33 protein-coding genes are annotated in these 26,111 nt (G+C 41.3%); 17 read left to right on the forward strand and 16 right to left on the reverse strand.

Features of this window, described 5'->3' with window-relative positions:
- The first annotated feature begins 38 nt into the window (after nucleotides 1-38).
- Genes FJ354_05090 through FJ354_05100 form a run of 3 tightly spaced genes read left to right on the forward strand, consistent with a single transcriptional unit; the run spans nucleotide 39 to nucleotide 3,019 of the window.
- Nucleotides 39-1,967, forward strand: coding sequence for a fibronectin-binding domain-containing protein (locus FJ354_05090; protein ID MBM3906035.1), 1,929 nt, complete (start codon nucleotides 39-41; stop codon nucleotides 1,965-1,967).
- Nucleotides 1,954-2,427: a hypothetical protein gene (locus tag FJ354_05095; GenBank protein ID MBM3906036.1), complete on the forward strand. Its 474-nt coding sequence runs from the start codon at nucleotides 1,954-1,956 to the stop codon at nucleotides 2,425-2,427. The genes FJ354_05090 and FJ354_05095 overlap by 14 nt, the downstream gene beginning before the upstream one ends.
- The gene (locus FJ354_05100; protein MBM3906037.1) at nucleotides 2,414-3,019 is read left to right on the forward strand and encodes a TIGR00296 family protein; all 606 of its coding nucleotides are present in this window, start codon (nucleotides 2,414-2,416) and stop codon (nucleotides 3,017-3,019) included. Before FJ354_05095 ends, FJ354_05100 begins: the two co-directional genes overlap by 14 nt.
- Here FJ354_05100 and FJ354_05105 read toward each other — a convergent pair.
- Together FJ354_05105 and FJ354_05110 are read right to left on the reverse strand one after the other, a co-directional pair.
- Nucleotides 3,014-3,388, reverse strand: a complete 375-nt coding sequence (locus FJ354_05105; GenBank protein ID MBM3906038.1) for a DUF126 domain-containing protein — start codon at nucleotides 3,386-3,388, stop codon at nucleotides 3,014-3,016. The two genes, FJ354_05100 and FJ354_05105, sit on opposite strands and share 6 nt — an antisense overlap.
- The gene (locus tag FJ354_05110) at nucleotides 3,385-4,539 is read right to left on the reverse strand and encodes a DUF521 domain-containing protein (GenBank protein MBM3906039.1); all 1,155 of its coding nucleotides are present in this window, start codon (nucleotides 4,537-4,539) and stop codon (nucleotides 3,385-3,387) included. Before FJ354_05110 ends, FJ354_05105 begins: the two co-directional genes overlap by 4 nt.
- Nucleotides 4,540-4,608: 69 nt before the next feature.
- On the opposite strand from FJ354_05110, the gene FJ354_05115 reads away from it, so the two are divergent.
- Nucleotides 4,609-5,262, forward strand: a complete 654-nt coding sequence (locus FJ354_05115) for an endonuclease III (protein ID MBM3906040.1) — start codon at nucleotides 4,609-4,611, stop codon at nucleotides 5,260-5,262.
- On the opposite strand, the gene FJ354_05120 is transcribed toward FJ354_05115, so the two are convergent.
- From FJ354_05120 to FJ354_05130, 3 genes are read right to left on the reverse strand one after another with little or no spacing between them, the layout of a single operon-like run.
- Nucleotides 5,243-5,911, reverse strand: coding sequence for a hypothetical protein (locus FJ354_05120; GenBank protein MBM3906041.1), 669 nt, complete (start codon nucleotides 5,909-5,911; stop codon nucleotides 5,243-5,245). The genes FJ354_05115 and FJ354_05120 overlap by 20 nt on opposite strands.
- Complete coding sequence (gene sat / locus FJ354_05125) at nucleotides 5,908-7,038, reverse strand: sulfate adenylyltransferase (GenBank protein MBM3906042.1); 1,131 nt, start codon at nucleotides 7,036-7,038, stop codon at nucleotides 5,908-5,910. The genes FJ354_05120 and sat overlap by 4 nt, the downstream gene beginning before the upstream one ends.
- A gap of 4 nt (nucleotides 7,039-7,042) precedes the next feature.
- Nucleotides 7,043-7,756 carry a phosphoadenylyl-sulfate reductase gene (locus tag FJ354_05130; protein ID MBM3906043.1) on the reverse strand — a complete coding sequence of 238 codons (714 nt, stop codon included), beginning with the start codon at nucleotides 7,754-7,756 and terminating at the stop codon, nucleotides 7,043-7,045.
- A gap of 76 nt (nucleotides 7,757-7,832) precedes the next feature.
- Here FJ354_05130 and FJ354_05135 point away from each other — a divergent pair, with 76 nt between their 5' ends.
- The 4 genes from FJ354_05135 (at nucleotide 7,833) to FJ354_05150 (ending at nucleotide 11,042) form a co-directional block, all read left to right on the forward strand.
- A complete protein-coding gene (locus tag FJ354_05135; GenBank protein ID MBM3906044.1) occupies nucleotides 7,833-8,951 on the forward strand; it encodes a thiamine biosynthesis protein in 1,119 nt (372 codons plus the stop codon).
- A 31-nt stretch (nucleotides 8,952-8,982) separates the two neighbouring features.
- Nucleotides 8,983-10,200, forward strand: coding sequence for a glycosyltransferase (locus FJ354_05140; protein ID MBM3906045.1), 1,218 nt, complete (start codon nucleotides 8,983-8,985; stop codon nucleotides 10,198-10,200).
- Nucleotides 10,201-10,352: 152 nt separating this feature from the next.
- Nucleotides 10,353-10,640 (forward strand): hypothetical protein, encoded by a 288-nt coding sequence (locus tag FJ354_05145; GenBank protein MBM3906046.1) that lies wholly within the window; start codon nucleotides 10,353-10,355, stop codon nucleotides 10,638-10,640.
- A gap of 12 nt (nucleotides 10,641-10,652) precedes the next feature.
- Complete coding sequence (locus tag FJ354_05150) at nucleotides 10,653-11,042, forward strand: hypothetical protein (protein ID MBM3906047.1); 390 nt, start codon at nucleotides 10,653-10,655, stop codon at nucleotides 11,040-11,042.
- 5 nt (nucleotides 11,043-11,047) lie between these two features.
- Here FJ354_05150 and FJ354_05155 read toward each other — a convergent pair whose 3' ends face one another.
- Complete coding sequence (locus tag FJ354_05155; GenBank protein ID MBM3906048.1) at nucleotides 11,048-11,824, reverse strand: SDR family NAD(P)-dependent oxidoreductase; 777 nt, start codon at nucleotides 11,822-11,824, stop codon at nucleotides 11,048-11,050.
- A 36-nt stretch (nucleotides 11,825-11,860) separates the two neighbouring features.
- Nucleotides 11,861-12,874, reverse strand: coding sequence for a flippase-like domain-containing protein (locus FJ354_05160; protein ID MBM3906049.1), 1,014 nt, complete (start codon nucleotides 12,872-12,874; stop codon nucleotides 11,861-11,863).
- 55 nt (nucleotides 12,875-12,929) lie between these two features.
- Here FJ354_05160 and FJ354_05165 point away from each other — a divergent pair, with 55 nt between their 5' ends.
- Genes FJ354_05165 through FJ354_05175 form a run of 3 tightly spaced genes read left to right on the forward strand, consistent with a single transcriptional unit; the run spans nucleotide 12,930 to nucleotide 15,287 of the window.
- A complete protein-coding gene (locus FJ354_05165) occupies nucleotides 12,930-13,688 on the forward strand; it encodes a GTPase (GenBank protein MBM3906050.1) in 759 nt (252 codons plus the stop codon).
- Complete coding sequence (locus FJ354_05170) at nucleotides 13,685-14,602, forward strand: homoserine kinase (GenBank protein ID MBM3906051.1); 918 nt, start codon at nucleotides 13,685-13,687, stop codon at nucleotides 14,600-14,602. The genes FJ354_05165 and FJ354_05170 overlap by 4 nt, the downstream gene beginning before the upstream one ends.
- 1 nt (nucleotide 14,603) lies before the next feature.
- Nucleotides 14,604-15,287 carry a 7-cyano-7-deazaguanine synthase gene (locus FJ354_05175; protein MBM3906052.1) on the forward strand — a complete coding sequence of 228 codons (684 nt, stop codon included), beginning with the start codon at nucleotides 14,604-14,606 and terminating at the stop codon, nucleotides 15,285-15,287.
- On the opposite strand, the gene FJ354_05180 is transcribed toward FJ354_05175, so the two are convergent.
- The 7 genes from FJ354_05180 to FJ354_05210 form a co-directional block, all read right to left on the reverse strand.
- Nucleotides 15,270-15,524, reverse strand: a complete 255-nt coding sequence (locus FJ354_05180) for a hypothetical protein (protein ID MBM3906053.1) — start codon at nucleotides 15,522-15,524, stop codon at nucleotides 15,270-15,272. The genes FJ354_05175 and FJ354_05180 overlap by 18 nt on opposite strands.
- Nucleotides 15,525-15,559: 35 nt before the next feature.
- Nucleotides 15,560-16,114, reverse strand: a complete 555-nt coding sequence (folE, locus tag FJ354_05185) for a GTP cyclohydrolase I FolE (protein MBM3906054.1) — start codon at nucleotides 16,112-16,114, stop codon at nucleotides 15,560-15,562.
- Nucleotides 16,111-16,824: a 7-carboxy-7-deazaguanine synthase QueE gene (locus tag FJ354_05190; protein ID MBM3906055.1), complete on the reverse strand. Its 714-nt coding sequence runs from the start codon at nucleotides 16,822-16,824 to the stop codon at nucleotides 16,111-16,113. The genes folE and FJ354_05190 overlap by 4 nt, the downstream gene beginning before the upstream one ends.
- A 36-nt stretch (nucleotides 16,825-16,860) precedes the next feature.
- Nucleotides 16,861-17,055, reverse strand: a complete 195-nt coding sequence (locus FJ354_05195; protein ID MBM3906056.1) for a hypothetical protein — start codon at nucleotides 17,053-17,055, stop codon at nucleotides 16,861-16,863.
- A 74-nt stretch (nucleotides 17,056-17,129) separates the two neighbouring features.
- On the reverse strand, nucleotides 17,130-18,518 hold the full coding sequence (locus tag FJ354_05200; protein ID MBM3906057.1) for a hypothetical protein: 1,389 nt from the start codon (nucleotides 18,516-18,518) through the stop codon (nucleotides 17,130-17,132).
- The gene (locus FJ354_05205; protein MBM3906058.1) at nucleotides 18,515-19,741 is read right to left on the reverse strand and encodes a hypothetical protein; all 1,227 of its coding nucleotides are present in this window, start codon (nucleotides 19,739-19,741) and stop codon (nucleotides 18,515-18,517) included. Before FJ354_05205 ends, FJ354_05200 begins: the two co-directional genes overlap by 4 nt.
- A gap of 2 nt (nucleotides 19,742-19,743) precedes the next feature.
- Nucleotides 19,744-20,004, reverse strand: a complete 261-nt coding sequence (locus FJ354_05210) for a winged helix DNA-binding protein (GenBank protein ID MBM3906059.1) — start codon at nucleotides 20,002-20,004, stop codon at nucleotides 19,744-19,746.
- A 255-nt stretch (nucleotides 20,005-20,259) separates the two neighbouring features.
- On the opposite strand from FJ354_05210, the gene FJ354_05215 reads away from it, so the two are divergent.
- On the forward strand, nucleotides 20,260-20,733 hold the full coding sequence (locus tag FJ354_05215; GenBank protein ID MBM3906060.1) for a transcriptional regulator: 474 nt from the start codon (nucleotides 20,260-20,262) through the stop codon (nucleotides 20,731-20,733).
- Between the two features lie 121 nt (nucleotides 20,734-20,854).
- Here FJ354_05215 and FJ354_05220 read toward each other — a convergent pair whose 3' ends face one another.
- Nucleotides 20,855-21,496: a hypothetical protein gene (locus FJ354_05220; protein MBM3906061.1), complete on the reverse strand. Its 642-nt coding sequence runs from the start codon at nucleotides 21,494-21,496 to the stop codon at nucleotides 20,855-20,857.
- Nucleotides 21,497-22,116: 620 nt separating this feature from the next.
- On the opposite strand from FJ354_05220, the gene tfb reads away from it, so the two are divergent.
- From tfb to FJ354_05245, 5 genes are all read left to right on the forward strand, one after another.
- Nucleotides 22,117-23,028 carry a transcription initiation factor IIB gene (tfb, locus tag FJ354_05225; protein MBM3906062.1) on the forward strand — a complete coding sequence of 304 codons (912 nt, stop codon included), beginning with the start codon at nucleotides 22,117-22,119 and terminating at the stop codon, nucleotides 23,026-23,028.
- Between the two features lie 73 nt (nucleotides 23,029-23,101).
- On the forward strand, nucleotides 23,102-23,521 hold the full coding sequence (locus FJ354_05230) for a hypothetical protein (GenBank protein MBM3906063.1): 420 nt from the start codon (nucleotides 23,102-23,104) through the stop codon (nucleotides 23,519-23,521).
- 266 nt (nucleotides 23,522-23,787) lie between these two features.
- A complete protein-coding gene (locus FJ354_05235; GenBank protein MBM3906064.1) occupies nucleotides 23,788-24,531 on the forward strand; it encodes an SDR family oxidoreductase in 744 nt (247 codons plus the stop codon).
- Between the two features lie 43 nt (nucleotides 24,532-24,574).
- A complete protein-coding gene (locus tag FJ354_05240; GenBank protein ID MBM3906065.1) occupies nucleotides 24,575-24,775 on the forward strand; it encodes a hypothetical protein in 201 nt (66 codons plus the stop codon).
- Between the two features lies 1 nt (nucleotide 24,776).
- Nucleotides 24,777-25,589 carry a 3'(2'),5'-bisphosphate nucleotidase CysQ gene (locus tag FJ354_05245; protein MBM3906066.1) on the forward strand — a complete coding sequence of 271 codons (813 nt, stop codon included), beginning with the start codon at nucleotides 24,777-24,779 and terminating at the stop codon, nucleotides 25,587-25,589.
- Here the strand turns inward: FJ354_05245 and cysC are convergent.
- Nucleotides 25,586-26,098, reverse strand: coding sequence for an adenylyl-sulfate kinase (cysC, locus tag FJ354_05250; GenBank protein ID MBM3906067.1), 513 nt, complete (start codon nucleotides 26,096-26,098; stop codon nucleotides 25,586-25,588). The two genes, FJ354_05245 and cysC, sit on opposite strands and share 4 nt — an antisense overlap.
- Nucleotides 26,099-26,111: the final 13 nt, after the last annotated feature.

Raw genomic sequence — 26,111 nt, forward strand, 5'->3', positions numbered from 1 at the left:
GCACTCAGTTCATTAGTAGAGCACGACTGAGACATACCATGGGACTAGCTGGAATAGAGCTTGCGTTTTTGGTCAGGAATATTTCTGAGAAAACTCGAGATTACTATGTCAACAATATTTATTCGATAAACCAGAACAGCATTCTATTCAAGCTGCACCATCCAGAAAAGCCAGACTTGTTCTTGGTGGTCTCGTCAATTGGGATGTGGTTTACTGGAATCAAAATCGAGGCTTTGGAAGAAAACAAACTTGTAAAAAGGCTACGCGATGATCTATTGCGGCTTAAGCTGGTCAAAATAGAGCAGATTGGAGTCGAGCGAATCGCATATCTGACATTTTCCGGGTTTGATAAGGAGTTTGTCCTGATTTGTGAGTTTTTTGGCGACGGAAATATTTTGTTGTGTAATAAGGATCTCAAGGTTTTGGCATTATTACATTCAATCCAAGTACGACATCGGGAGCTTCGTGTTGGTACAATCTATACACCACCACCCCAAAAAGGCCTCAACATTTTTGAGATAACTCCAGAGAATTTTGTCGAATTAAAATCAATTACAACGCCGATTGCAAAATGGTTTGGCAGAACATTTGGCCTGCCGACAAAATATGCTGAAGAAATACTTCGGTCCGCAAATGTAAGTCCTGAACTTGCAGCAAATGTAGTCACAGATCAAAATATTATAGATTTGGTATCATCTGCAAAAACCCTAGTTGGTACAATAATTTCCGGTAACCATACACCTACAATTGTAAAAACAGAAGACGGTCTAGATGTATATCCAGTTTCTGTTACAATACCAAATTCTGAGCAAGAACCCTCCCCAAGCTTCATGGAAGGCCTAGACAAAATATTCTCAAAGATAATACTTGAAAAGGGAAAGGAGATAAAATCTGGCTCACTCGACAAAAAAATTACAGACATCCAGTCGACAATAGACGAGCAAAGTAGGGCAATATCACTGGTAAAGGAAAAGGCGGAAAAAATCTCCAGTGTGGCAAAATCTCTATACACGTTTTCCTCTCATGGTATAACAAACATCACTGACCCTGCAGCATCTGAAAATCTAAAATCACAAAACGCAGAACTAGTCAAGGATAGAGGAATATTATTTCTCAAAATAGACGATGAGAAAATCCAGATAAAGGCAGACGCGTCGTTTCCTGCACTCGCGTCAACTCTGTTCAACGAGGCAAAGAGGCAGTCTTCTGCAATAGAATTAATCGAGTCATTGAGAAGAAAAAACCAAAAAGAAATTGACAAGCTCAAGTCCAAGTCGCAAGAGACAAAGAAGGCAGTCTTTTATACGGAATTTAAGAAAAAGGAATGGTTTGAGAGATATAGGTGGTTTTACACATCTGATGGCCTGCTAGCAATTGGCGGCAGGGATTCGTCGTCAAACTCAGCCATAATACGAAAGCAACTTGCAAAAAACGACAAGGTCTTTCATGCAGAGATTTTCGGCTCACCGTTTTTTGTTCTAAAGGGCACTCCAGAATCATTGCCGTTTGATTCTCTAAATGAAGTAGCACAGGCAACTGTCTGCTTTAGTCGTGCATGGCGCGAAGCAATGTATGGCATGAGCGCATACTGGATAAATCCAGATCAGGTAAAAAAAGCAGCACCAAGCGGGCAGTTCCTCTCCAGAGGATCATTTGTCTTGGAAGGCCACAAAAATTTCATCAAGGCGCCAAACCTGAAGCTTGCAGTTGGAATTTTGTATCATGATGAGCGATATATCATAACGTGCGGGCCGCCAGAACCAATTAAAAAGATCTGCATTTGTTATGCAATAATAGAACCAGGACTAGACGAGATGACAGAATGCGCAAAGAGATTACGAGTGGAATTCATAAAATTGCAGGAAGACATTGCAAAACAGTTCACCATTGACGATTTTGTACGAGCGCTTCCTGCAGGCGAGAGTCACATTACAGAATCAGGCAACACCAAAGTTGAGTCACCCTAGTTTTTTAACAGACGCAATGCTTGGAACAATAGCAAAAAAACTCCGAATTTTTGGCTTTGACTGCAAATATCACAATACAATGAATGATAATGACCTGATACTTGCGGCAAAAAAAGAAAATCGAATCATAATAACTAGAGACTCTAGACTTGCGGCAAATGCAGTCCAGTCCCACATTACAACAATAGAGCTAGAGACAGACACAGAAAAAGAGCAGCTAGTCGAAATTGCGCATAAAATAAACTTGGAGAAATTTTCTATTGACTATTCTAGATGTTCGTTGTGTAACGGTATGTTAGAACAGGTAGAAAAATATGCAATAATAGAAAAAATTCCGCCAAGAATTGCAGAATCTGTGGAAAAGTTCTGGCAGTGCAAAGATTGTAATCATATCTATTGGGTGGGAACTCATATTAGAAACTTGGAAAAATTAATTGCAGAAATAAATGGCATCATTTAGCATAACAGATCAGGATGGCCAGCTTCTAGTATCTATTGCAAGAAAAGTTGTGACAGAATTTGTCAGTAGTGGTAATAGACTGGCTCTTGGCAAAGACATTGAGACAAGACTGTCCTTTGATGCAGGAATCTTTGTTACACTAAACTCTAAAAATGTTCTACGAGGCTGCATTGGATTTGCCCTGCCAAGAAAGATCTCAGAATCATTGCCAGAGGCAGCAATTGCAGCTGCAACAGAAGATCCAAGGTTTTCTCCAGTGGAAAAAGTGGAGCTTGGCAACATCATATTTGAGGTTACAGTGCTTACACCCCCAGAAGAAATACACGTAAATGATCCTGCCATACTCCCAGACAAGATCATAGTCGGACGGCACGGCCTGATAATAAAACAGGGATACAATTCTGGATTGTTACTGCCGCAGGTACCGGTGGAATACGGCTGGACAGAAAAAGAATTTCTAGATCATACCTGCCAAAAAGCCGGCCTACCCTCAAAATGCTGGATGCAAAAACAAACTAGAGTATTTTCATTTGAGGGAATAATCTTCAAGGAAACAAAGCCAGGCGGCGTAATAATTCGAGAAGATCTATAGCTTGCCAGAATCAGTGTCTAGTGTGAGGCTGGAACCGTTTTGCAGTTTGTCAAATTCCTGCTCACTTGCAATTACAAGTGGGATGTTTGCAAGGGCACATCCAGAGGCCACAGTCAAGTCGACTTTTTTGCAAATCATAGCAGCCGGTGCAGAATTGTTTGATTTTATTGAATATATGGTATAGGCCCCGACGCTGCTTCCAACTCCGTTTGGAAAAACAAGAATTGAGTCCTTCATCGGCATGTTAAACAGATCATGCTTTGAATCATGAATTATTCCCGTTTTTTTGTCGACTGTGCCAAGAAAGTTAATCGGTATGTTTGTCTTGAGAATTTTTCCCTGTGTCTTTCCTGCAACAATAACCTTCATCTTGTTTCATCTGATATTATTTGCGAGAGTGGTTTGAGGTTTACACCTACGCCATTAGAATTATTCAGGTAATATGCTCCCTTGATGCTGTTTGTAGTAACAGAGTCTATCTCGTTTTTATCGACAAGTGGAGAAAGACACGTACAACAGTCAGAGAGAATTTCACAGCCTGCTCTCTCTATTTCGTTTGTGTATCCGAGCTTTCTAGCATGCTCTTGGACAGTTCTTGGGCAAAAAACCATGCATCGCTTTGAAAATTCACGCCCCTTTAACATTGAGGAAAGATCTGCAATTTCCTGCAGTCCAAGCTGCGGGCTGCCCAGGGTTATGATATCTCCCTTGTCTGCGGTGTTTAGCTCATCATGGATTTTTTGCATTTCCTTTTTGTCAAAGTCGACTTTTTCTGAGCCAGGTGTTTCTTCTCCTAGAATAAACTTGCCACACCTGCCAGATGTGCCCATCCCACCGCACAATGCCTTGCATTTACGCCTATCCATGCCTGAAACACCAGATAACTGCACTGCATTATCAGCTATTTTGCCTGCAAAATATCCAAGCATTCCAAATTCAAGCTCGTCTGGATTTTCTAGCCTCATTCGAATTGTAAGATTTGGTGTATCGGCAATCCTAAGATCCGAATATGGTGATTTGCCTGAAAGTGCGCTAGCTAAAGCAGAAAATGCGCTTTCCTTATTTGTTTTTAGGTTGCCAATCGAATTTGCATAGATTGCCGCATTGCTTTCAGCAAAAGAGACCTGCGTTCCCTTTTCCGGCAGATCAAATATTTCGTATGGAACACACGAAAAAGAAGGAATGACTCCCATTTTCTTGTACGAGTCTGCAATGCTTTTTTGTTTTCGTACAAATTCTTCTGACAAATTATATTTTGATACGGAATCAAAGTCAAAGCCCATTGGGTTTACTGTAGTCATCACTTTTACCTTGGCATCTAGGGATAATTTTGATAGAAATTCTTCCCCTGCGTCACCAATTGTGTTATAGTTGACGCCGGAAAGATGTGCCCACTTGATTGGAACTAGTTTTTGTGCATTTGTTGCCTCGCCTGTTGCAACCAAAATTCTATATGCAGTCTCTAGTGTTTCTCCATATTCACCCTTTAGTGCAAGCTCTTCTTCTCTTGTTAGCTCCATGGTATGAATTGCTTTTTGGCAGTATAATACTTGTTGCAGGTTTATTATTGGATATGCACAAAAAAAATCATGCAGAGGATTCTCTCCGGCATGATTCAAACCATGAATGCAGTCAAGCCACCAAGAATGACTGCATTGCGGGAGCTTCGTGAATCCGAGCAAGGAGATCCGTTTGCAATTCTGATTGGTACTATCTTGTCGGCAAGAACCAAAGACGAGAACACTGCCAGAGTCGTAAAATCACTGTTTTTGCGCTACAAGAACGCAAAGGAATTGGCAGGGGCCAAAGTAAAGGATGTTGAAAAAATTATCCACTCAATTGGGTTTTATCACGTCAAGGCAAGGCGAATTATACAAGTAGCAAAGATAATTCACACACAATATAAGGGAAAAATCCCAGAAAACATGGATTTACTGGTGGGCCTGCCAGGGGTAGGCCGAAAGACGGCAAACTGTGTCTTGGTGTATGCGTTTGAGAAGCCTGCAATACCTGTAGACGTTCACGTACATCGAATCTCAAACAGATTAGGGCTCGTCCAAACCAAGACGCCAGAGCAGACAGAGCAAGAACTAATGAAGAAAATCCCAAAAAAATTCTGGCTTCAGATAAATGACACATTTGTCATGTATGGCCAAAACATTTGCAAACCAATTTCCCCAATGTGTGATGTCTGCAAAATAAAAAAGCTCTGCAAGTATTATTCTATGAAGAACGGCGCTTAGTCAGCAATAGTACGCCGATCAGGGCACCAACTCCGCCTGCCACAAAGAACGGATAATAATGAAATGGATTCTTTGATGCATCTCCAGACATAACACCCACGGTAAACGTTCCAGAGTTTATTGCCGGAGGATCGGTTGGCTCGTTTATACCATACACAGAATAGCCACCAACTACAAAGTTTTTTAGATCAATTCCGTCAACTACGGTTCTTTGGCCGTTGTTAACCATAATTCCGTGCGAGTCGCCGTATGCTATAACCACGTCTTTTCCATCGAACCATCCGTTCTTGTCAATCCTTGTTGCAGGTAGATATCCTTCTTCTGGAAAATTGATTGCAACCCAGAACTTTCGCTCAGGTGGACTCCCCATACCTATTTCGACGAACTTGTTTTCTATTTTTGCATCATATAGACGCAGTACGGCGTTTCCGTTTGGATTTGAGTAAAGGAGTTCATTAATGATAGTGACTTGCCAAGAGACGGGATGTTCATTTTTTAGCGGAATTATTGTGATGTCTTCTCGCATTTTGTTAAAGTCACTTGGTGGAACGCTGATGTTTTCTAATGACAGCGATGGGTTGCTGTGTTCATTTGCATATGCAGGAATGGCCAAAGACATTGCAAGTAAGAATAAGATTAGGAATTTCATTCTACAAACGACCTTTTGAATGACTGGATTACCTTGACCACTTCTGGTCTCATGATATATTCAGATGGTGACTTGCCCTCATCGATGATTTGTCGGAGCTTGGTTCCGCTGATTTGCTCATGAAAGTCTGGAGAATGTGGACATGCGCGCTCGTTTGTAAATGCAAGACATTTTTTGCAATAATAAAATGCCGGGAAGAACAAAGGCTTTATGTCCAAGTCCGGAAAATCAGAGAAGATTTCTTGCGCTGCAAACGGGGAATAGTATTTGCCGACTCCTGCATGGTCTCGGCCAATTATGATGTTGGTGCAGCCATAGTTTTGTCTCATTATAGCGTGGTGAATTGCTTCTTTTGGTCCTGCGTATCTCATTTCGGTGTGCAGGGTTGCAAGCGTACACCTGTTCTTCGGGTAATAATTCTCAATCATGGTGATATATGATTCCAAGATTACTTCGTCGACAAAGTCACCGGATTTTTTCTTGCCGATCAATGGATTTACAAATACGCCGTCGCATGACAAAAACGACTCTTTTTGCAGCATTTCGTGAGCAACATGAGGGGGGTTTCTAGTCTGAAATGCAGCTATGGTCTTCCAGCCTGCATGTGAGAATGCCTTTCTTGTGTCAGTTGGGGTTAGCCTGTATTTTCTAATTGGGTCTGCGCCAGGCCTCGTGACATAGTCGATTTTCCCTCCGATAAGATAGTCATTCATGGATATTGTTTTTGCAACGCCTGGATGATTCACATCAGTTGTGCCGTAGACTGCCTGTGATGTTTTTGTTTTATCAAAGGTATAGATTTCCTCTACGTGTAATACGGCAAACTCTCCGTGGGTTGTCTTTAGTGTAACATCGCCCGAGTCCTTTGCCTTTTGTGCGGTTTCCTTGTCCACATCAAGAACTATTGGAACGGTCCATGCAAGATCGCTTGCCAGCCTTCCCTTTGATACAACACCATCGAAGTCTGATTTTACTAAAAATCCCTCCAGTGGGCTGAAAATTCCGTCTGCAATGTTTTCAACATCGTTTGCCAGATCTTCGCTAATAGAAATGGAAAACATTCCTGCCGTGTTTTTTTGCGAAATTCGGCTTACCAGTCTTCCGCCGTGTGGTCGTATTGCGTCCATGCCTTCAGTGTTTCATGTGCAAGCCGCACTCTTTATGTGTATCAGACTCCCACCACCATCTACCTGAACGGAGGTCCTCGCCTGGCTTAATCGCTCTGGTGCATGGCTCACAGCCAATGCTGGTATAGCCACGGTCTAGGAGTTTGTTATATGGTAAATTGCGCTCTTTAATGTACGATAATACCTGGTCCCATGTCCACTCTATGATTGGGTTTACCTTTACTATTCCGCCGTGGAGGTGATCTAGCTCCACCATTGCTGCGTGGGATCGGTTTTCGTTTTGGTCCCGTCTCAGGCCTGTAACCCAAGCATCTAGTGTTGAGAGAATTTTGTTAAGAGGGCGGACCTTTCTTATTTCGCAGCAGAGCTTTCTGTTTTCCACTGAATCATAGAACAGATTAATCCCCTTTGTACCGACCATTTCTTCTACTGCCGCAGTTTCTGGGAACATTACCTCGAAATTGATATTGTATTTTTTTGCTATTGCGTCCATTACGTCATAGGTTTCCTGGTTTAGTCGGCCAGTATCCAATGTGAAAAATCTCGCCTTTGGATTTACTTTTATAATCATGTCAGTGACAACGCTGTCTTCTGGGCCAAAGCTTGACGCCTTGGCAATTTTGTCGCCAAATGTTTCGTACGCCCACCTCAATGCGTCTTCTGGGGTTTTAAGTCGAGTGTTAACCTTGTCGATTTCTTCTTGCGTGTACAACTGTATGTATAGTGAAAATTTGTCTTATAATTATTTGGAGGGATCATCCAGAATTATAAGCAGGGTTTTGGCATGAAAAAAAATGAATGAACCTGCATTTGTAGTTGTTTTTCCGTCGATTTTTGCCAAAAACAAGCAAAGTCTGCTAGTATCTAACATTAAAAAAATTCTCAAAATTCAGAATCATGGATATTCCACAATTACAACGGACGATGATCTCATAATAATAGATGCAAACGATCCAGTCTTTGCATCGTCTGCAATAAACCAGCTTTTTGGTGTAGGCCAAGTCTCCATTGCAAGACGAACTGAGAATAAATTCAATGAAATAGTATCTACTATTGCAAAAATTGGCAGCAGCCTTTTGTTGCGGGGCGATGTTTTCTATGTCAAAGTAGAAGGTCATGCATCTGGTTATTTGCCAAAAGACGTAGAGATTGCTGCAACATCTGCACTAATTGAAAAGACTGTAGACATGGAATGCAAGCCTGGAACTGAAGCAAAACATGACAGTCTAATCCATTGCTATCTTACCAAAAAGAACGCATATGTTTCGATATTTTTGGAAAAAGGCCACGGCGGAGTTCCGTACAATTCCCAAGAGGAACAGATTTTGTGTTGCATCTTTGATGAGCTCTCCGCGATTTCCTGCCTTGAGGCAATAAAACAGGGATTTGATGTTAGAATTTTAGTTTGCTACACCACGGATGCAAATCTGATGGAGCTAGTCAAGATGACAAATAGGATCATCCCAAGACTACCAAGCCCATCAGTAACACTTGACTTTTGCCAAATTGCAATAAAAGATACTGCAAAGACGTTGCAGCAAAAAATTCTTGTGACATCCAATGTTTTGTGCCAGCTTGCAAAAAAGCACAAGATCCAAAGGGTTTGCCTTTCCCTATCACCACTTGTGTTTCCAATTTGGCTAATTGAGCAAAGCCTAGACACCGTGACAAAAAACAAGCTTATTCCGTGGATTGTGCTTGCCGGGCTGGATCAGGCTATCATAGACACTGCAAAAGAGATCGGCCTTGGGAAATATCTATCCAGAATAGAAAAGCTTGGTTCACTCAGATTAGCTAAGAGCAAAGACGACGTATCTGAAATCACACAAAAGGCAGTTAAGTCGTACCAGTCAGTTACAGTCAGGATTGGCCCAAACAATGTCCATGACATTTTGGACTCTCTTGATCACTGAAAATTTATTGTGCAAAATTTGAGGTGTTGCTATGAAAAAGATAGGCCAGTTCATCTATTCGTGGGGAAACGGTCACTATTCCCGTATGATGTCACTAAATGAGGAGCTACCCAACTTTATTCCGCAGTATGAGGGTCATTTTGCAAGCAAGGATGAAATCTACCAAAAACTACTGCAAAAATTTCCAAAGGAAAACGTGCACGAAGCACTTGCCCCTACTCCAATTGACGGCAAATACGGACCTGACGTGTTCTTATCAATGGTTAACACATTATTGCCAGTGCGTGGTAACCCCCCAGTAGTAAGACAGGTTGTAAGATACCTAAGAAAAGAGCGCGTGCTTTTTGATTCGCTAAAATTTGATCTTGTAATTAATGATGGTGATATGGGCCCAAACGTTTTGGCAAAAAACAGAAACATTCCATCCATATTCATAACAAACCAGTTTAGGCCGAGACTTTGGAAGTCCAGATTTTACTTTTATCCAGGAGTATGGTACGTATCAAAACAAATTGCCAAGGCAACAATGATTACAGTTGCCGACTCTCCACCTCCATATACTATGTGCGAGTATAATCTAAATTTTCCAGAAAAACTCAAAGAAAAAGTTGTTTATGTGGGCCATTTTGCATCTGACAAAAAGAAAAAATCCGACGTAAAATCTGATCTTGAAAAGATGGTTGAAGGCCACAAGTTTGGTTATTGGATGAGAACGGGCAACAAATCCACAAATGATATCACAGGTAAAAAATATGAGGAAGCATTTTCCCAGATGAAAAAGGAAAAGAGGGTCATCTCGCATGCAAGAGCAGACCAATCAATTGACAAAGTAAAGGACGCTGACGGCAAGACATATTCCATTTCAGAGGCACTGGAAAAGAAAATAGACTGGATTCAAATTGACGTAGGATTCCTATCAGAATCGCAAAAAGAAACAGTTGTGGAGGAATGCGACTATGCAGTAATCAACGGCTCACACACTGTCATGGGTGAAATTATTGGAGTAAAGGGAAAGCCAATAATCGGCATTCCAGTGTATGATGAGCAGACAAACCAGATCCAATGGGCGCAAGAACACAAACTTGGCATATTGGCAAACAGTACTAAACAGCTTATTTCTAGCATTTCGCATTTAAAGGGAAATTATGATTCTTTTGGGGACGCAGTAAAACAATACCAGAGAAACTTTGTTGCAAATGGTGCTAGAACCACTGCCAAGCTAGCTGCAGAGATGCTAAGTTCACGATAAGAGATAATAGCTTTTTTGATCGCAGTAGAATGGTCTGGTACGCGGTATTTCGATGGGCGAAATGACCGAAAGGGATGATGATAATGATCCGCGTGCCAGATTTTGGCTTTCTAGTGGGAACGCTTTTATGGAAAAATTTTATGGCAAACTCATTGGTTAATTGCCCAGAATGTGTAGCAAGGGAACGCAAGGCAGTTATTGAGCGAGAGGCTGCTAGTGGAAGCCAAGAAGGGGTTCAAAAACTCTTAGAACAGATAGAGATCCCCATGAAGTTTGATCCAGTAACAAAGCACTACATCTGCAAAAGATGTGGTCTGTATGCCACACGAGAGCAAGTAGGCGACATTCGCGAAAAGGTAAACAGACGAGATCCAACAAAAGAAGATAAGCACTATGACTATTTGGATTGGTGGCAAAAAAGTAAAAAAGACAAGATATAGGATTGGTGTTTCTTGGTAAAAAAGAAGGACGAGCTCCCAGATTGGGTATTAGATGATATAAAGGGCGCAAGATTTGCAAAGCCAGAACTATTGACCAGAACTGGTTACATTCTTGAGGTGTATATGGCTGACAAAAAAATTGATGCTCAGATATACGAAGCAGTAGAGGACGGTCGCCACATAATAACATTGGATCTCCCAAAAAATGTCAAACCGGCTGACTGTCAGACAGGAGCCGTGTATGAATTTGCAATAAACATGCTTAAGGCACCACTGGCAAAGAAAACAGTTGAGTTTCTAAAAAATGAAAAAGAAATCGAAATGTCTGCAATATACCAGTTTGAGCTCCAAAAGCTGACGCTTATGGATGTTGCATCAGACAATTCCGAGTCGGAAGAATAATAGAATTATTTTTGAAGTTTCCTAAATGCTGCACCCATTATGGGGTTTATCACAAAAGGTATTGTGTGCTTTAGCCAGACTCCGATTCGCACTATACCTGGCACAATTATTTCTAGTCTTGATGACTCAGATGCTGATAAAATTGTCTTTGCCACTGTTTTTGGGTCTAGCGAGGTCTGGGAATATTTTGGCATTTTGCTAAATGATTCATGATCAAAGAAATTAGTTCTAACCATTATTGGACTGACGACAGTTACGCCAATGTTTGTGCCCCTTAGTTCGTGCTTTAGTCCCTCAGAAAAGCCAAGCATTGCAAATTTTGATGCGCAGTACGATGCGATTCCTGGCAGGCCAAACGAGGCAGCAACCGATGCAACATTCACAATGTGGCCGGAATTTTGCTTTTGAAATGTAGGCAAAAAGCTTTTTGTGCAATATACCATCCCCAGATAGTTTGTTTTCATTTGGGATTCAATCTCTTCTATTGAGAGATCTGATACAGTTCCATAAATCGCAAAGCCTGCGTTATTTACCAGAATGTCTATTCTACCAAATTTATCCAGGACTTGGGCGGCCATTATCTTGACTTGGTCCTTATCGGAGACATCGCATGGGCAGACTAGTACATCAGATTTTAGCAATTGTTGCAGTTCTTCTAGTTTTTCCTTTCTTCTTGATACTAGTACTAGCTTTGAACCCTTGTTTGCAAACTCGATTGCCGCTGACTTTCCAATCCCACTTGATGCGCCAGTAATAACTACGACTTTGTCTTTGAATGACATGTTTTTTGGATTTATACAGTAATGATATGTTGGTTTCTATTCAGCTGGCTTTTGGTATTTTCGAAGCGCCATTTTCATTAGCAAAAACCACGCAATTGGAATTGGTAATTGATATGTCGCAATTCTCCATGCGATTATCGCATCCCATTCTACACTGTCACTTGGCAGCTCCAGCATGAACTTATCTAAATCCGACAGATAAGCCCACGTGCCAAATTCCGCAAGACCTGAACCACCTACCGTGATAGGCATGTTTCCAATTGCGTTGCCCGCCATTACTGCCAAAATGGAATCTATTGCGCTTACTGTCTGCTCAGTTCCAAATGAAATGAACATGAATGAAATTCCAAAGACAAGCCAAGACGCTAGCGAGATTAAAAACGATATTACAAATGCCTTTTTTGCATGTGGTGCACGAATATTTTGGCGCGTCATTGTACAGACATCTATCATCCATTGATTAGTCTTGTCCAAGTATTCCTGTCCTTTTTCCTTGCGTAATCGCAATACCAGATTTACAAAGATTTTTGGCACCTGAAAGTCTCGCTTGGCAGTCAAAAAGAATAATCCCGTCCACAATACAACAACTGGAATTGTAGTGCCCAAAACAATTGCACCAATTATTACATGCCCAGCTAAAATGGCTACTATTCCAGCAGTCAATGATAAAATACCTGCTGCCAATACTTCTGTCACCATCTCAAATATTCCAAGCCAAGATGCCTTTGATGCGGGCATGCCACGTTTGTTCATCCAGTATATTCTGACCACTTCTCCGCCAACAAACATTGGCGTAGTCATTGTTACAAATTCAGAACCGATTCTCACAAAGATGGTTCGCCAAAGAGATTCTATTTTTCCATGAAATACACCGATGATGTAATGGAATTTTATTCCTTGCAGGAACAGCTTGCCCATCATTGCCGCAAAGGCTGCAAGAAAATTCATAATTCCTACCGCAAAGACGTCCTCTGGTTTGACATCAAAAGATACGGCAATTATCAAAAATGGAACAAGGCTAGCTGCAAATGCAACAATTCGCCATTTCATTTTAGCAGGTTTTCAACTGAATCAAATATAAGCCAACAACTCTGACATTTACAAATTGAAAGCAATTTTTGTCGCGGGAACAGCCGGTGCTGGAAAATCACTACTCACATCTAAGATTCATGAATATTACACCAGAAACGGAGCATTTACTGCAATTTTGAATTTGGATCCCGGTGTGATTTCACTACCATACACGCCAGATATCGACATTAGGGATTCTATAGATATTGTATCCATAATGAAGCAGTATGATCTTGGACCAAATGGTGCACTGATGATGGCAAATGATCTGATTGCATCCAAGCTTGACGAGCTGCAAGAGGAAGCAGACAAGATTAATCCTGATTATTTGATTGTCGATACGCCGGGACAAATCGAATTATTTGCGTATCGTACCAGCGGCCCCTATTTTGTGAATAATTTTATGGCAGATCAAAAGTCTGCATTGTTTTTGTATGATGGGGTCCTAGTCACAACTGCAGTCAATTTTGTATCCATGGCACTTCTTGCTACATCTATTAGACTACGAATGGGGATGCCGACAATCAATGTATTGACAAAAACTGACTTGATTGCAGACAAAATCTCCGAGATATTACGATGGACTACAAATCTAAAAACTCTGGAAAATGCCATCTCTGCAGAAGCAGACGGTGAAACCTATGTGCTTGTGACAAATATTTTGCGCAGTCTAAACCTATCCGGCTTTGCTCAGGGGTTGATTCCAGTATCCAATGCAACAGGTGAGGGAATGGTAAACTTGGAAGGCTCACTGAGCAGAATTCTTAACCAAGGAGAGGAGATTGAAGACTGATGAATTCTGTTACCGCCAAAGCGCCATCATCTACTGCCAATTTAGGCCCAGGCTTTGACGTGTTCGGCCTTTCACTGGATGCATTTTATGATACGGTTACATTGACCAAACAAAAAAACGGCATTTCAATAATTACTGGTGATTCCATTCCTGTTTCCCCAAGCAAGAACACCGCAGGACTAGTAGTCCAATACATGAAGAAAAAATTCAAGATAAAAAGCGGAGTCCAAATCAGGATCAAAAAAGGAGTCCCGGCCGGATTTGGGATGGGAAGTAGTGCGGCCTCTGCAGCCGCCACTGCGATTGCGTTTGATAGGTTGTTTGGCCTTAAGCTGGACGATAACACCTTGGTAGAGTGTGCAGGGGTTGGTGAGCGTGCAAGTGCTGGCTCTATTCACTATGATAATGTGTCTGCGTCGGTTTTGGGTGGATTTGTTATAGTTAGGACCAATCCACTTGATGTGCTCAAAGTTTTGCCCCCTTCTGATCTGAGACTAGTTGTGGCGGTGCCAAAGATGATGGTTCCTGCAAAAAAGACACAAGTCTCCAGAAGTGTTGTGCCAAAGCAAGTAGCGCTTGCAGATTCGGTGGTTAATTTGTCAAATGCAGCTGCAATCGTTGCGGGATTTGTGAGTAAAGACTCGGAGTTGATTGGTCGATCAATCCACGACATCATTGTAGAGCCCGCGAGAGCACACCTAATTCCGGGATTCAATTCTGTCAAGAAAAACGCTCTGAAGGCAGGAGCATTAGGCGTTACAATTTCTGGCGCTGGACCTTCTGTTATTTCATTTGCCACAAAAAAGACAAACTTGGACAAAATAGCAAGTGCAATGAAAAGGGGATTTACCTCTGCAAAAATAGATAGTACTGTTGTGATTTGCAAGCCTAGCAGCGGCGCAAAGACGATCTAAATTGAAAAAAGCAGTCCTGGTTCTCAGTGGTGGGCTGGACTCGTTGTGTCTTGGGGCTCATCTGGCCAAAAAATATGACTTGTATGGAATCACGTTTTCATACGGACAACGGGCATCAAAAGAGCTAGAGGCTGCAAAAAAAGTAGGAAAGACTCTTCACCTCAAAGAACACAGAATAATTCCACTTGACTTTATGAAGTCACTCTATGGGGCAAGCAATGTCCTTACAAGCTCCAAAAAGGTGCTCCCATCAAAATTTGAATATTCCATTGTGGTGCCAATCAGAAACGCAATTTTTGTAACAATTGCAACCGCGTGGGCATTTTCACTCAAGGCATCCCTCGTCGCATATGGCGCTCACACAGACGATACGAAATATCCAGACTGTAGGCCTATATTTGCAAAAAAGCTGGAATATGCCCTAAATCAGGGAGAAATTGATGGAATCAATCTAGGAATTAGAAACAAGATTCAGATCTGGTCTCCATATTCAGCAGGCATATCAAAGAGCACCCTAATCAAGTCAGGCTATGAAAAATTTGGTGATAGAATATTTCAGACTTGGAGCTGTTACGCAAACACAAAATATCATTGTGGAAAATGTGAGTCCTGTAATAACAGAAAGGCCGCATTTATGCAGGCAAAAATTAAGGACAAGACAAAATATCTAGTATCTGGTTTCTAGAACTTTTTTGCGCAAAATTCGGGGTCGTATTCCCATGTACCAAGCAAGAACAATTGCTGCAATTATTCCAAAAAAGTACCAGTTTTGCATTGCAGAATCTGCGTCTTTTGCTATAATATTTACGAGCTCACGAGAACTAAGTGCCGCTATTGCCAGAAGAACAAAAAACTCTATTGCAAGCCACGTAAAGTGAGGCCAAGATTCCCCTGGAACGTGAACGTTGTTATGTACTCCCACAAAGAGCTAAACTTACATTTGATTATTTATCTTTTTCAAAGAAGCGATGATTTAGAATTACGAATTATGGCAACAACATCCTCGCGATTTTCCCTTCTTTCATAGTATCCTCGATATGCTGTTGAGGTCATTGTTGCGTCGTTTTTGACTCCTCTCATTTTCATGCAAAAGTGTTCTGCATCTGTTACTACCACTACTCCCTTGACTCCCTGAGCATATAGCTCATCAGCAATATCTTTTGTCATGCGTTCCTGAATTTGGAGGCGTTTTGCATGTTTTTCCACAAGTCGAACTAGCTTGGATACGCCAAAGACTCGGCCATTTGGAAGATACGCAATGCTGATTTTGCCAACGATGGGAAGCATGTGGTGCTCACACATTGAATGGAACTTTATGTCCTTTACTACAACTGCGTCCGAGTCCTCTGAGAACTGGACCGATAGTTGAGAATCTGAATCATAGCCCGAGAAGATTTCCTCATACATATCTGCAATTCTTTCTGGCGTTCCTCGCAGTCCTTCACGTGTTGGATCTTCACCTAATTCTATGATTATCTCGCGGACTAGTTTACGCACTCGCTCTTTGTTCATGGTGCACCTATCAGTTTGTGTAGTTGCGGTACGACTCGTACCTCATTATAGTAAGGATAAACTAAATCGTAAAAGTTCAAAAGTTTCTGCAATGTCGGTTCTGCTATTCCGTATGTCGGTTGTATTATAAAACCCTTAAGATCCCTAGTGCCAACAGTCTTGAAAATTTTCTGCACTAAATCTAAAAATGTTTCCAGTGTTGTTTTTGATGAAACAACAATTTTGATGTAGGTTGGTTTTTTTGCTGCAACTGATTGCCTTAGGCAATCAAGTGCATTTTCTATGAGTGTGGAATAATGTTTTGCATCTACAAATTCTGAGTCTTTGGTTTTGAGCTCAATTTTGATGTAATCAATGAATGGTAGAACCTTGGCAAATTTTTTTGAATCAAAGCATGATGATTCCAAATATGTTGGGATTTTTTTTGACTGGATGAATTTTGCCATTTCTGAGACTGCCTCTGCCTGCACTAGTGGATCGCCTCCTGTGAAATTGACCTTGTAGGTATTATCTGCGAGATTTTTTTCAACTAGTGCACAAGCATCTGAAATTTCGTATTCCTGACCAGAATCCATTGGGAGGGATTCCTTTGTGTCGCAGTAAAAGCAGGTAAATGGGCATCCTGCCAGCCTTACAAAGAGGGTTTTTGTTCCATAAAGAATTCCTTCACCTTCAAGAGATGTGAATATTTCAAAGAGTCTAACTTTCAAGTAGACGATCTAATTACAGTCATTATTTAATTCAGACTAGTTCAGGACAGGCTGCTTTGAATACATGAGGCCTGCCATGAAAAAGATAACGCCCAAGATTCCGATTAGGCCTCCTACAAACTCGATTGTCTCAATCCATTCTATGTTTGTTGGTGCCCACAAAAACGCCATCAATGCGCCCACTATTATCATCGGTACGCCGACGCCAACAGAGATTTGCTTTGATGCCATGCAAATTTGCTTTTCTTCAAAATCTATATGAAGTTTTGTTAGGATCTGTCGGATTTGATATTCTCTGTTTGGACTTATGAGTCATCAAATTCTGCAGAATCTAGGTATTGATAGATTTCATCAATTAGTGCGTTGATTGCTCTGATTATCTTTTTTGAGTCTGCGCCGGTTTCTTTGAGTTTGGCAAGCATAGATTTTGCAGAATCTAACTTGGGCTTGATAGTATCATCAATATGAGGCTCTAATTCAACTAGCTTTGCCTCTAGTCTGGAAATTTCGGCTGAATTTCTTTGTACCTTATTCTGTTCTTTTGCCTTTTGTCGCTCTTGTTTTTGGGACTTTTCTTGTTGTTTTGTATCCGCCTTTAGCGCTTCCGAATCTGGTGTTTCTGATAACTGAGATGTTTCCTGTTTCGGTGCGTTTTGCACTGACACGGCGCTAGTCGGTTGAGTTTGTGATATAAAATATGACTCGATTACTTTTATTGTTGTATCTAATGTCCTTAGTAGTTTTATAGAGTCATCAGTTGATGTTGGGTATTTTAGTAATGCCAATAATGATTTTGCCTCATCAAACTTGGGCCTCATAGTATCATTGATTTTTGGTTCTAATAACAATAGTCTACTCTCAAGCTTGGATATCTCTGAGAGAATTTTTTGGTTCTTGGTATCAAGTAGGTCCAAGTTGATTTGGTAGACTCGCTTTATTTTGATGACGATTTGGGATGGTTCGCCTCCGCTTGCTGCAAGTTCTTCTTTTGCCTTTTGTAGCTTGGTAATTTGTTCTTCTGATAGGTTTAGTTCCTTGGCTTGTGCGAGGACAGTATCAATTTTGGTTATGTACTTGTTTGCGAAAGAGATTGCCCTTGTGTTGGAGCGCTCTGTTACCATGTTTTTGATTATTACCTGAAGATCAGATCCCGCTGTTTTTAATTCTACAAGTGTTTTTTCCAGCGTTGCCATATCGCCGCTTGCAAGACTTGATTTGGCAGATTGTAGCAATCCATCAATTCTGGTAAAGTCGATTTGGAGGTTGTTCTTGGCGACAACTGTTTTTAGCATGTTAATGTTTGACTCGAATCTTTTGAGTGTATTGTTATAATCAAAGTCGGTTATTGGTGCTGTCATCTTTGATACGACTGGTTCATGAGTCGGGATTGTTTCAGAGAATACTTGGGTTACTTGTCTGAATACCTTCATTGCAGCCAAAAAGTGCTTTTTTGCCGCAACGGCATCATCTGTCTTGACAGCTTCGATTAGTTGCTCAGTTTCTGAATTGCCTTGGGCATACAAAGCCTTAGCCTCTTCTGAAACAGAAGGCATTCTATCTAGTTGGATCTTTACTTGGTCTCTTGCCTTTGTTGCTAGATTTACAAACGAATCCAGTTTGGAATCCGCAAATGCTGGCGCAACCACCATGCTAACAACAAGGGCACACAATGCAAGTGTCAGTATGATTTTCATTGTGATTCCTGCCTTTTCTTTAGTCGTACCAAATTCTGAAAGTCTTTTTTCTCTATCTCTATAACACCTTGTCGTTCAAGTCGTTTTACTGCTCGCCACATTGTGGTTCTAGGTAAGAGGAATTTCTTTCGCAGATCACGCTCAAAGGCTTGGCCTCCGTTTTTCTCTAAATATGATACTAGTTGCTTGTCGTCTTCTCTCATTTCCTGAGTTACTAGCTCGTCTGAATCTACATCTGATTCTTGCTCTGAATCCTCCTCGTCTTTGCTGAGAAGTGGTCTCATTGTCTTTTTGACTGCGCTCTTGGTCTTTTTGAGTAGAATTGTAAGTACAGAGACTGCACCGCCTATTGCCACAATCGAGGTTGCAATTCCTACGATGTTGTCTTTTAACCAGTCTACTGGGTTTGTTGCCGAGTTTTGGTTGTTTTTCTCAAATTCGTCAATTTTTTGCTGTGCTAGTGCACTTGCCTCTAGCGCCAAGTCCTTGGCATCGACATATTTTTTGTTGTCATAGGCAAAGATTGCCAAGTCTAGCTTTTCCCTTGCTGATATTACATCAATGTTTTTACTAGTGGATTCTTCAAGAATTGATCTTACTTCGTTTATTGCTTTTAGTGCAGAAAGTGCTGGACCTGACGTGCTAAAGAAATACTCTATCTGGTTTTTGCCTTTGAGTAATGAAATGCGTTTTTCAGCTATAATATCAATACTGTCTGGATTTGAAATATCTACTATGGTTGCGTCATCCGGCATTATGATGGAATAGTCGATTGGAGAGTCTATTGCAAAGGTCCAGATCTTGCCCTTCTTTGAAACCATGTCATAGCTATCGTATTCAATAGAAACAAAGGATGCCCCAAAGGTCTGGATTGTGGCACCCTTGCTATCTATCTCAAACGATAACAGTAAGCCATTCTCGTCTTGGACTACGAAATTATCAATGGATTTACCAAAAAGTGGGACCCTTAGTTCTGGTTCTGTTGGGTCGGCAGATGATTGTTGAGAAATATGAGTAGTGCCATCCGGGTAAATTGTAAAGTCAACAGCTCGAAGAGAACCAAAAGATTGTGCAGGCAGTACTACTGTAAGAAGAAGTCCTATTACCAGTAGTGGTGCTTTTACCATTCTAATGAGAATATCTGTAATCCTTACAAAAAGCATTCCTTCTAGATTAGGAAAGATTTCATCTTGGATACAGAGTACTGCCTCTTGGTTATTCATGGTTAATACCTCAAATTCAGCGTGTCTAGGATGGACTGGAACTTGCGGAACTCTTGGACAAACTCGATGCCTTTTTCGGTGATTGTATATAGTCGGTTCTTATCGGTTTTGACGGTTTGGACCAAGCCTGCTGTAGAGAGCTTTTCACATTTGTCAATTACGGCATAGTGTGAAAGGTTTGCCCTTCTAGATATTGCAGAGACAATAGTTCCTTGTCTGCCCCCTTCCATTGTGACATTGAGGATATCTCCCATTATGCCCATTTCGGACCTGTATTGTTGTTTTGACATGGTATAGTAATACACTACAGTCTAGATTAGGGACATTTTGAAACCTCGAAGCGGAACGCACAGCGGAACAGTTGTTTCGGGTCTCTGAAACGGCCAAAATTGGGCTTTTTTCATGCGGGAAAAAATAGACCCAAGACCAGGGTTGGAAATTTTTGTCACTTGTGGGATTTTGTCTTACTTTATCTTTATTAGGAATAAAATGGCATGAACTGATATCACCGATACAAAATGTTTGAAAAATTTAAGAAGACGGAGGAATTTGAACAGGATACTGGTATGTTAGAGCAGGAAAAACCACGAGTTGAAGCGGAACGCACAGCGGAACAGGCTCCGTCTGGGTCTGAAATCGGCATTGCAGACCTGATGAACAAGCGCGCAAAGCTGGAAGAAGCCATTGACTATGTCGGACTAATGATAAAGAACCTCAAGGACAAGCGAACCAGGCTAGTCAAGGAAATAGAGGACGAATCCGTAGACATTCAGAATTTAAAGGATAAGCTAGTTAAAGTCGGCGAATACATAGAAGAGGAGGGTCGCGGAATTCGGGATCTGTCCAACAAGCGTTCTCAGGTTGAAAAGCAGGCAGATGAGGTTGGCGCTCTAATAGGCAACCTACGAAGCAAACTTGCCAGTATCGACAGCGTAGTCGAAGGCGAAGAAAACAAGGTTAAGTCCATCAAGGAATCTAGGCAAAAACTTTAGCTCACCATTTCACACCGAAACACATGGTGGAATAGGCATTTTGGTAAAAATTGCTATCAAACTAGGCAAATTTACAATAATACTATACAGTTTTTGGAATAAAAGAAGAAAAAGAGATACTTTAGAGGTATCTTGTTGAGGTTGCTGTCTTGGAGCTTACTGGCGTAGATGGGAATTTGTCGCCCACTGACGCTTCGGCTACGGCTGCGGCTTCCTCTAGAATCCTTTCGGACTCTTCGTTTGTGCTTTGATCCATGCCAAACGCACCCTCACCTGAGAAGGACTCTGCCATTAGTCCGTTTAGCATCTCGGTCATCATGCCTAGTTCGTGGTCTGCCTCTGGCATGAACTTGCCCAGCGAAGACTTGAGGCTTCTCATTAGGCCGATTGTCGGTGCTATTGTGACTACGGTGTCTCCTAGGTCGTGGAATGTGGTTAGTCTTAGTTCGATTTGTTCTAGCGCCATTCTGCAGTTTCCTAGCATCTTGGTGACCTTTCGGACTTCGGCTAGTTCGTTGGCTAAAACTTTGCTAGTGTGAGTATCATGTTTTTGGGTTGCTTGGACTACTCTTTGGAATAGGTTTTGCTCTCTTTGCTTTAGTTTGGTCAGCATTCCGTCAAGTTTTGAGATTTGGTTCTGTAGGCTTTTAGTTGCCTGCTCAATTCTTGGCTTTAATGCGCCTTTAGGCTTGAGAATGTCGCCCAACTTTTCAGATACGCTTGGTGTTGTTTGTTTGGACCAGGAATTCTGGAAGTTTGTCATGGCTGCCTTTTACTAGTTTATTGAAATTGAAAGGTGTGAAATCTATTTTACCAAAAGATCTAATGGGTAACTTTTGAGGCTAATTTCGCCTCGTTTAGCGTAGGCTAGGAGGCATTAGAAAATAAAAAACAAATCGCCTATTTTACTGGGCTAGAATGCTTTGCGGGTGCATTTTCTTAATGTGATAATGCACTCCATGTGATGCTGTGACTGCTTCGCCACATAATGGACATGTTTCCATTTTTATAGTAGTCCGTTCTATATATAGTATATAAGGTTTACGTTTTTCGGATCTTTCGAGCTTAGAATGTGGATTATGACTCGTCCATGAGATAGAGGAGATCAGTGAAGATTACAATCTAAAAAAAATCCGGACGAAAAAAATTTTGCAGTAGAATTTTCATGGGGAAAAAATTCTGTAAAATTAATTTTTTAAAATGCAAAAATTTTTTTATTTTATCAAGCTAGGAATTTAATCCTGTAGACGTAGCAACAATCTGTTTGGAACCATGATTTCTAGTCCAGTCGAAAGGGAGTCTAAAAATCGATTTTTAAAGGTCTTTTCATAGATAAATATTGTGTAATGTTTATATGTAGAGGACAAAAATGCTTTACACCTTATGACACAAACAGCACGAAATAGCGACCGTTGTCCTCGTTGCGCAAAAGGCACAATGCTAACTGATGGTAGCACTGGTGAGATGTTTTGTAACACATGTGGATTTGTTGCGACAGAGCGAGTTGAAGAAGAAGGGCCGGAGTGGCGTTCCTTTTCCAAAGAAGAGGGAGAGAACCGAACTCGAACAGGTACACCAACTTCACTTGCGATGCACGACATGGGTCTTGCAACAATTATCGGCCAGGCCGACAAAGACGCATCTGGAAAACCACTGACATCATCTATGAAGAGCACCATTGAAAGGCTACGAACTTGGGACTCACGAAGCCAAGTCCACGAACCAGTGGATAGAAACTTTAGGCAGGCATTCTCGGAGCTGGACAGACTCAAGGACAAGCTGGCACTTTCTGACGCAGTCATTGAAAAGACGGCATACATCTACAGAAAGGCACTTGACAAGGGGCTTGTTCGAGGACGTTCGATTCCTGGACTAGTTGCAGCTGCCCTTTATGCGGCATGTAGAAACACAGAAACTCCAAGAACTCTAACCGATGTGGCAAACGGCATCAACATCAAGCGAAAAGATGTAGCTAGATGTTACAGATTGCTCCTTCGAGAACTGGACCTAAAAATGCCAGTAGTCGATCCAATCAAGGGAGTCGCAAGAATTGCAAGCATTGCTGACTTGTCTGAAAAGACAAAGAGAAAGGCACTTGAATTCCTGAAGGAGGCGAGCCGAATTGAGGTATCTGCTGGAAAGGACCCAATGGGTCTTGCGGCAGCTGCTTTGTACTTGGCTTGCGTGATGCTAGGCGAGAACAAAACCCAAAAAGACATCGCCCAGGCAGCAGGCGTAACTGAGGTTACCATCCGAAACAGGTACAAGGGTCTTAAAGAAGCATTAAAGCTCTAAAACCTCTTTTTTGTTATTTTTTGCAAATTTTAATAGGAATTGTATAAAGCTAGATTTTGTGAAAAAGAAAAACATCATTGGTCTTGGACTAGTGGGAATTGCAATATCTGTTGTGTTTGGTCTGATTTTGACTGCTCCTTCTGGAGACGATGAGCGGGAGAAGATCTATCATGCAAGGTTAGCAGATCCAAAACAATACCAAGATGGAGTTTTTTCTGATACGTTTTTTATCAAGCAAGGTCAGTACGAGTTTCGATTTGTGCCAAATGGTGATAGCCCTCAAAAATTATCCATTTCATTAGATGGGTTGTCATTTTCATTTGCCGAGAATTTCATCTTAGAGTCAACTGAACATGGAGACATTGGTAAATACTATACTTGGAAATATCTGGGCCAAGACAAAATCGAGATTCCAGAAGACCAAGAACTTCGAATCAGAATCAACCCAAATGGGAATGTACTAGGACCAGTTTCGGTTTATTTGATAAAATAGGACTGGCGTGACCCCAAACGCAGAACCATGAGAGAACACCTCTCTTATCCATAGCGCCAATGCGCCTTTTTAGACACAAATCAATTCTGCTGGGTCACGCGCCCATTAGTCGATAGGATTTATGTCCTTTCGCATCAATATGTATAGGAATTTATGTTATTTAAGATTTAGTGTGAATTTTTACATAAAAAGATCTAGATATATTAAAATTATTTTTGGTTGGATTTTTCAAACAGCAATATACCTGGAATAATCCTAGCCAACAAATGAAGCTCTCCGGTAAAATCGCAATCATAACTGGCGGAAGTAGGGGAATCGGAAAAGCAATTGCAAAAGAGTTTCTTGCAAACGGTGCAAGCGTTGTGATTTCTGGAAAAGGCCAAAAAAAGCTGGACGAATCCGCAAAGGAGATTGGCGCATTTGCCATACAGGCTGACATTAGAAAAGAATCCGAAGTTCAAAATCTCATAGAAAAATCAATTGAAAAATTTGGTAGATTGGACATCTTGGTAAACAATGCTGGAATTTTTCCCAAGATTAAGCTTCTCCATGAGATTTCAGATTCAGAGTGGAGGGATGTCTTGGATGTCAATCTCAACGGTTCATTTTATGCCACAAAATATTCCATAGCACATTTGCAAAAAAATGGAGGTGCAATAATCAATATTGCATCCTCTGCTGGTATAAAGGCATATGAGAATTTTAATGCGGACGCATATTCTGCGTCAAAGGCGGCCTTAGTTTTGCTAACCAAATGTTGGGCATTGGAATATGCAAAAAATAAGATTCGCGTTAACTGTATTTGTCCTGGTGTTGTAGAAACAGACATGACGTCGGAATTTCTTTCAACTCCAGCTACTAGAGAGATGATGAACTATGCGTATCCTATAGGAAGGTTTGGCACAGTAGATGATGTTGCAAAGGCTGCCCTATATTTTGCATCAGAGCAAGACTCTTCTTGGGTTACTGGCGCTGTTTTGCCCTTGGATGGCGGCGAATCCCTAAAGTAAATCAATTTAATACACCAAGATTCAGATATGTACATTGGAATCAATAAAGAAAAGACGCGCAAAGACACTCATTTTGCTTTCAACCATATGGTTGGCAGTTGCAATACCATTGCCGTTTTTGTTTAATGTGCCGGAGGAAGCAACGCCACAATATTTCACACTGATTCAGATTTTGGGCTTCATCTCAATTCCATTTGTAGCACTTGGAATTGCGTGGACGCTCAAGCCAGAGCTAGCGCAATAACATGTCCAATAGCCTACCATTTTTACATCCCATCAGCGAAGCCTATCTTGCCTTGGATGCTGCAAAAAAGGCAAGCTTGGCTGTGATGACAGTGTATGGGGAAGAGTTTACGTCTCACCTAAAGGATGATGATTCTCCAATAACAAAGGCTGACCTGCAAAGTAATGAAATAATCAAGCAGACTCTGGCATCATCTGGTCATCACATTCTATCTGAGGAAGATGTTGATGATGTATCTAGGCTGGGCCAGGAAAAGATTTGGATTGTGGATCCGCTTGATGGGACAAGCGACTTTGTCAATAGGACAGGCGAATTTACCATTATGATTGCTCTAGTACACAACAAGGTTCCAATTCTTGGTGTTATTAGCAGGCCCACAACCAACACAATATTTTTGGCGCAGAAGAATTCCGGCGCATTCAAGCTTGAAAATGAAAAATGGGTAAGACTACAGGTCAGCAATACAAGAAATTTGGCGCAATGCAAGGCTGTAGGAAGTAGATTCCACCTAACAGAACAAGAAAAAGAGTTTTTCAAAAAACTTGGTGTTGCTAGCTTTGAGAGCCGGGGTAGCTCATTGAAAGTAGCGGAGATTTGTCAGGGCTCGGCAGACTTGTATCTTACCACATCAAACAAAATAAAACAGTGGGATACGTGCGCATCGCACTGCCTTATTACAGAGTCTGGGGGTAGAATCACTGACATCTATGGTAATCTGATTTTATACAATACGGAAAAGGTAAACCATGAAAACGGCTTAATTGTGACAAACGGCTTGGTCCACGAAGAGATAATTCGAAAATATAACAGCTAGGCTACGTTTTTTGATTTTAGAAAGCTTAGCATTTTTTGTACTGACTCGTCCAGTGTTTCCTTGTCAGTTTCTACCACAAAGTCTGGGTTTGTCGGTATGTCGTATGGATCTGAAACACCCGTGAATTGCTTGATTTCGTTTGCTCGTGCCTTTTTGTACATGCCTTTGACATCTCTAGTTTCGCATTCCTCTAGGGAGCATTTGACATATACTTCAAAGAATTTTGAGTCATCTCCCACAATTTTTCTTGCGTCTGCTCGATTCTCAAAGAATGGAGAAACCAGCGAAACTCCTACTGGCACATTATGCTTGATCAATAGCTTTGCTAGGTGGGCGACCTTTTTGTTGTGCTCTACTCTTCCTTCCTTTGTAAAGTCCTTTGGTGAGAGCCACTCTCTTAACTCATCTCCATCTAGAATGGCAAGGTTTGGTACGACTTTTTGCATTGTGCGAACTATGGTTGTCTTACCAGAGCAGGGGAGCCCTGTCATCCATACTACAAATGCCATTTTCAGATTGCCT

This window comes from Nitrososphaerota archaeon (assembly GCA_016872055.1).
Taxonomy (GTDB): Archaea; Thermoproteota; Nitrososphaeria; order Nitrososphaerales; family Nitrosopumilaceae; genus Nitrosotenuis.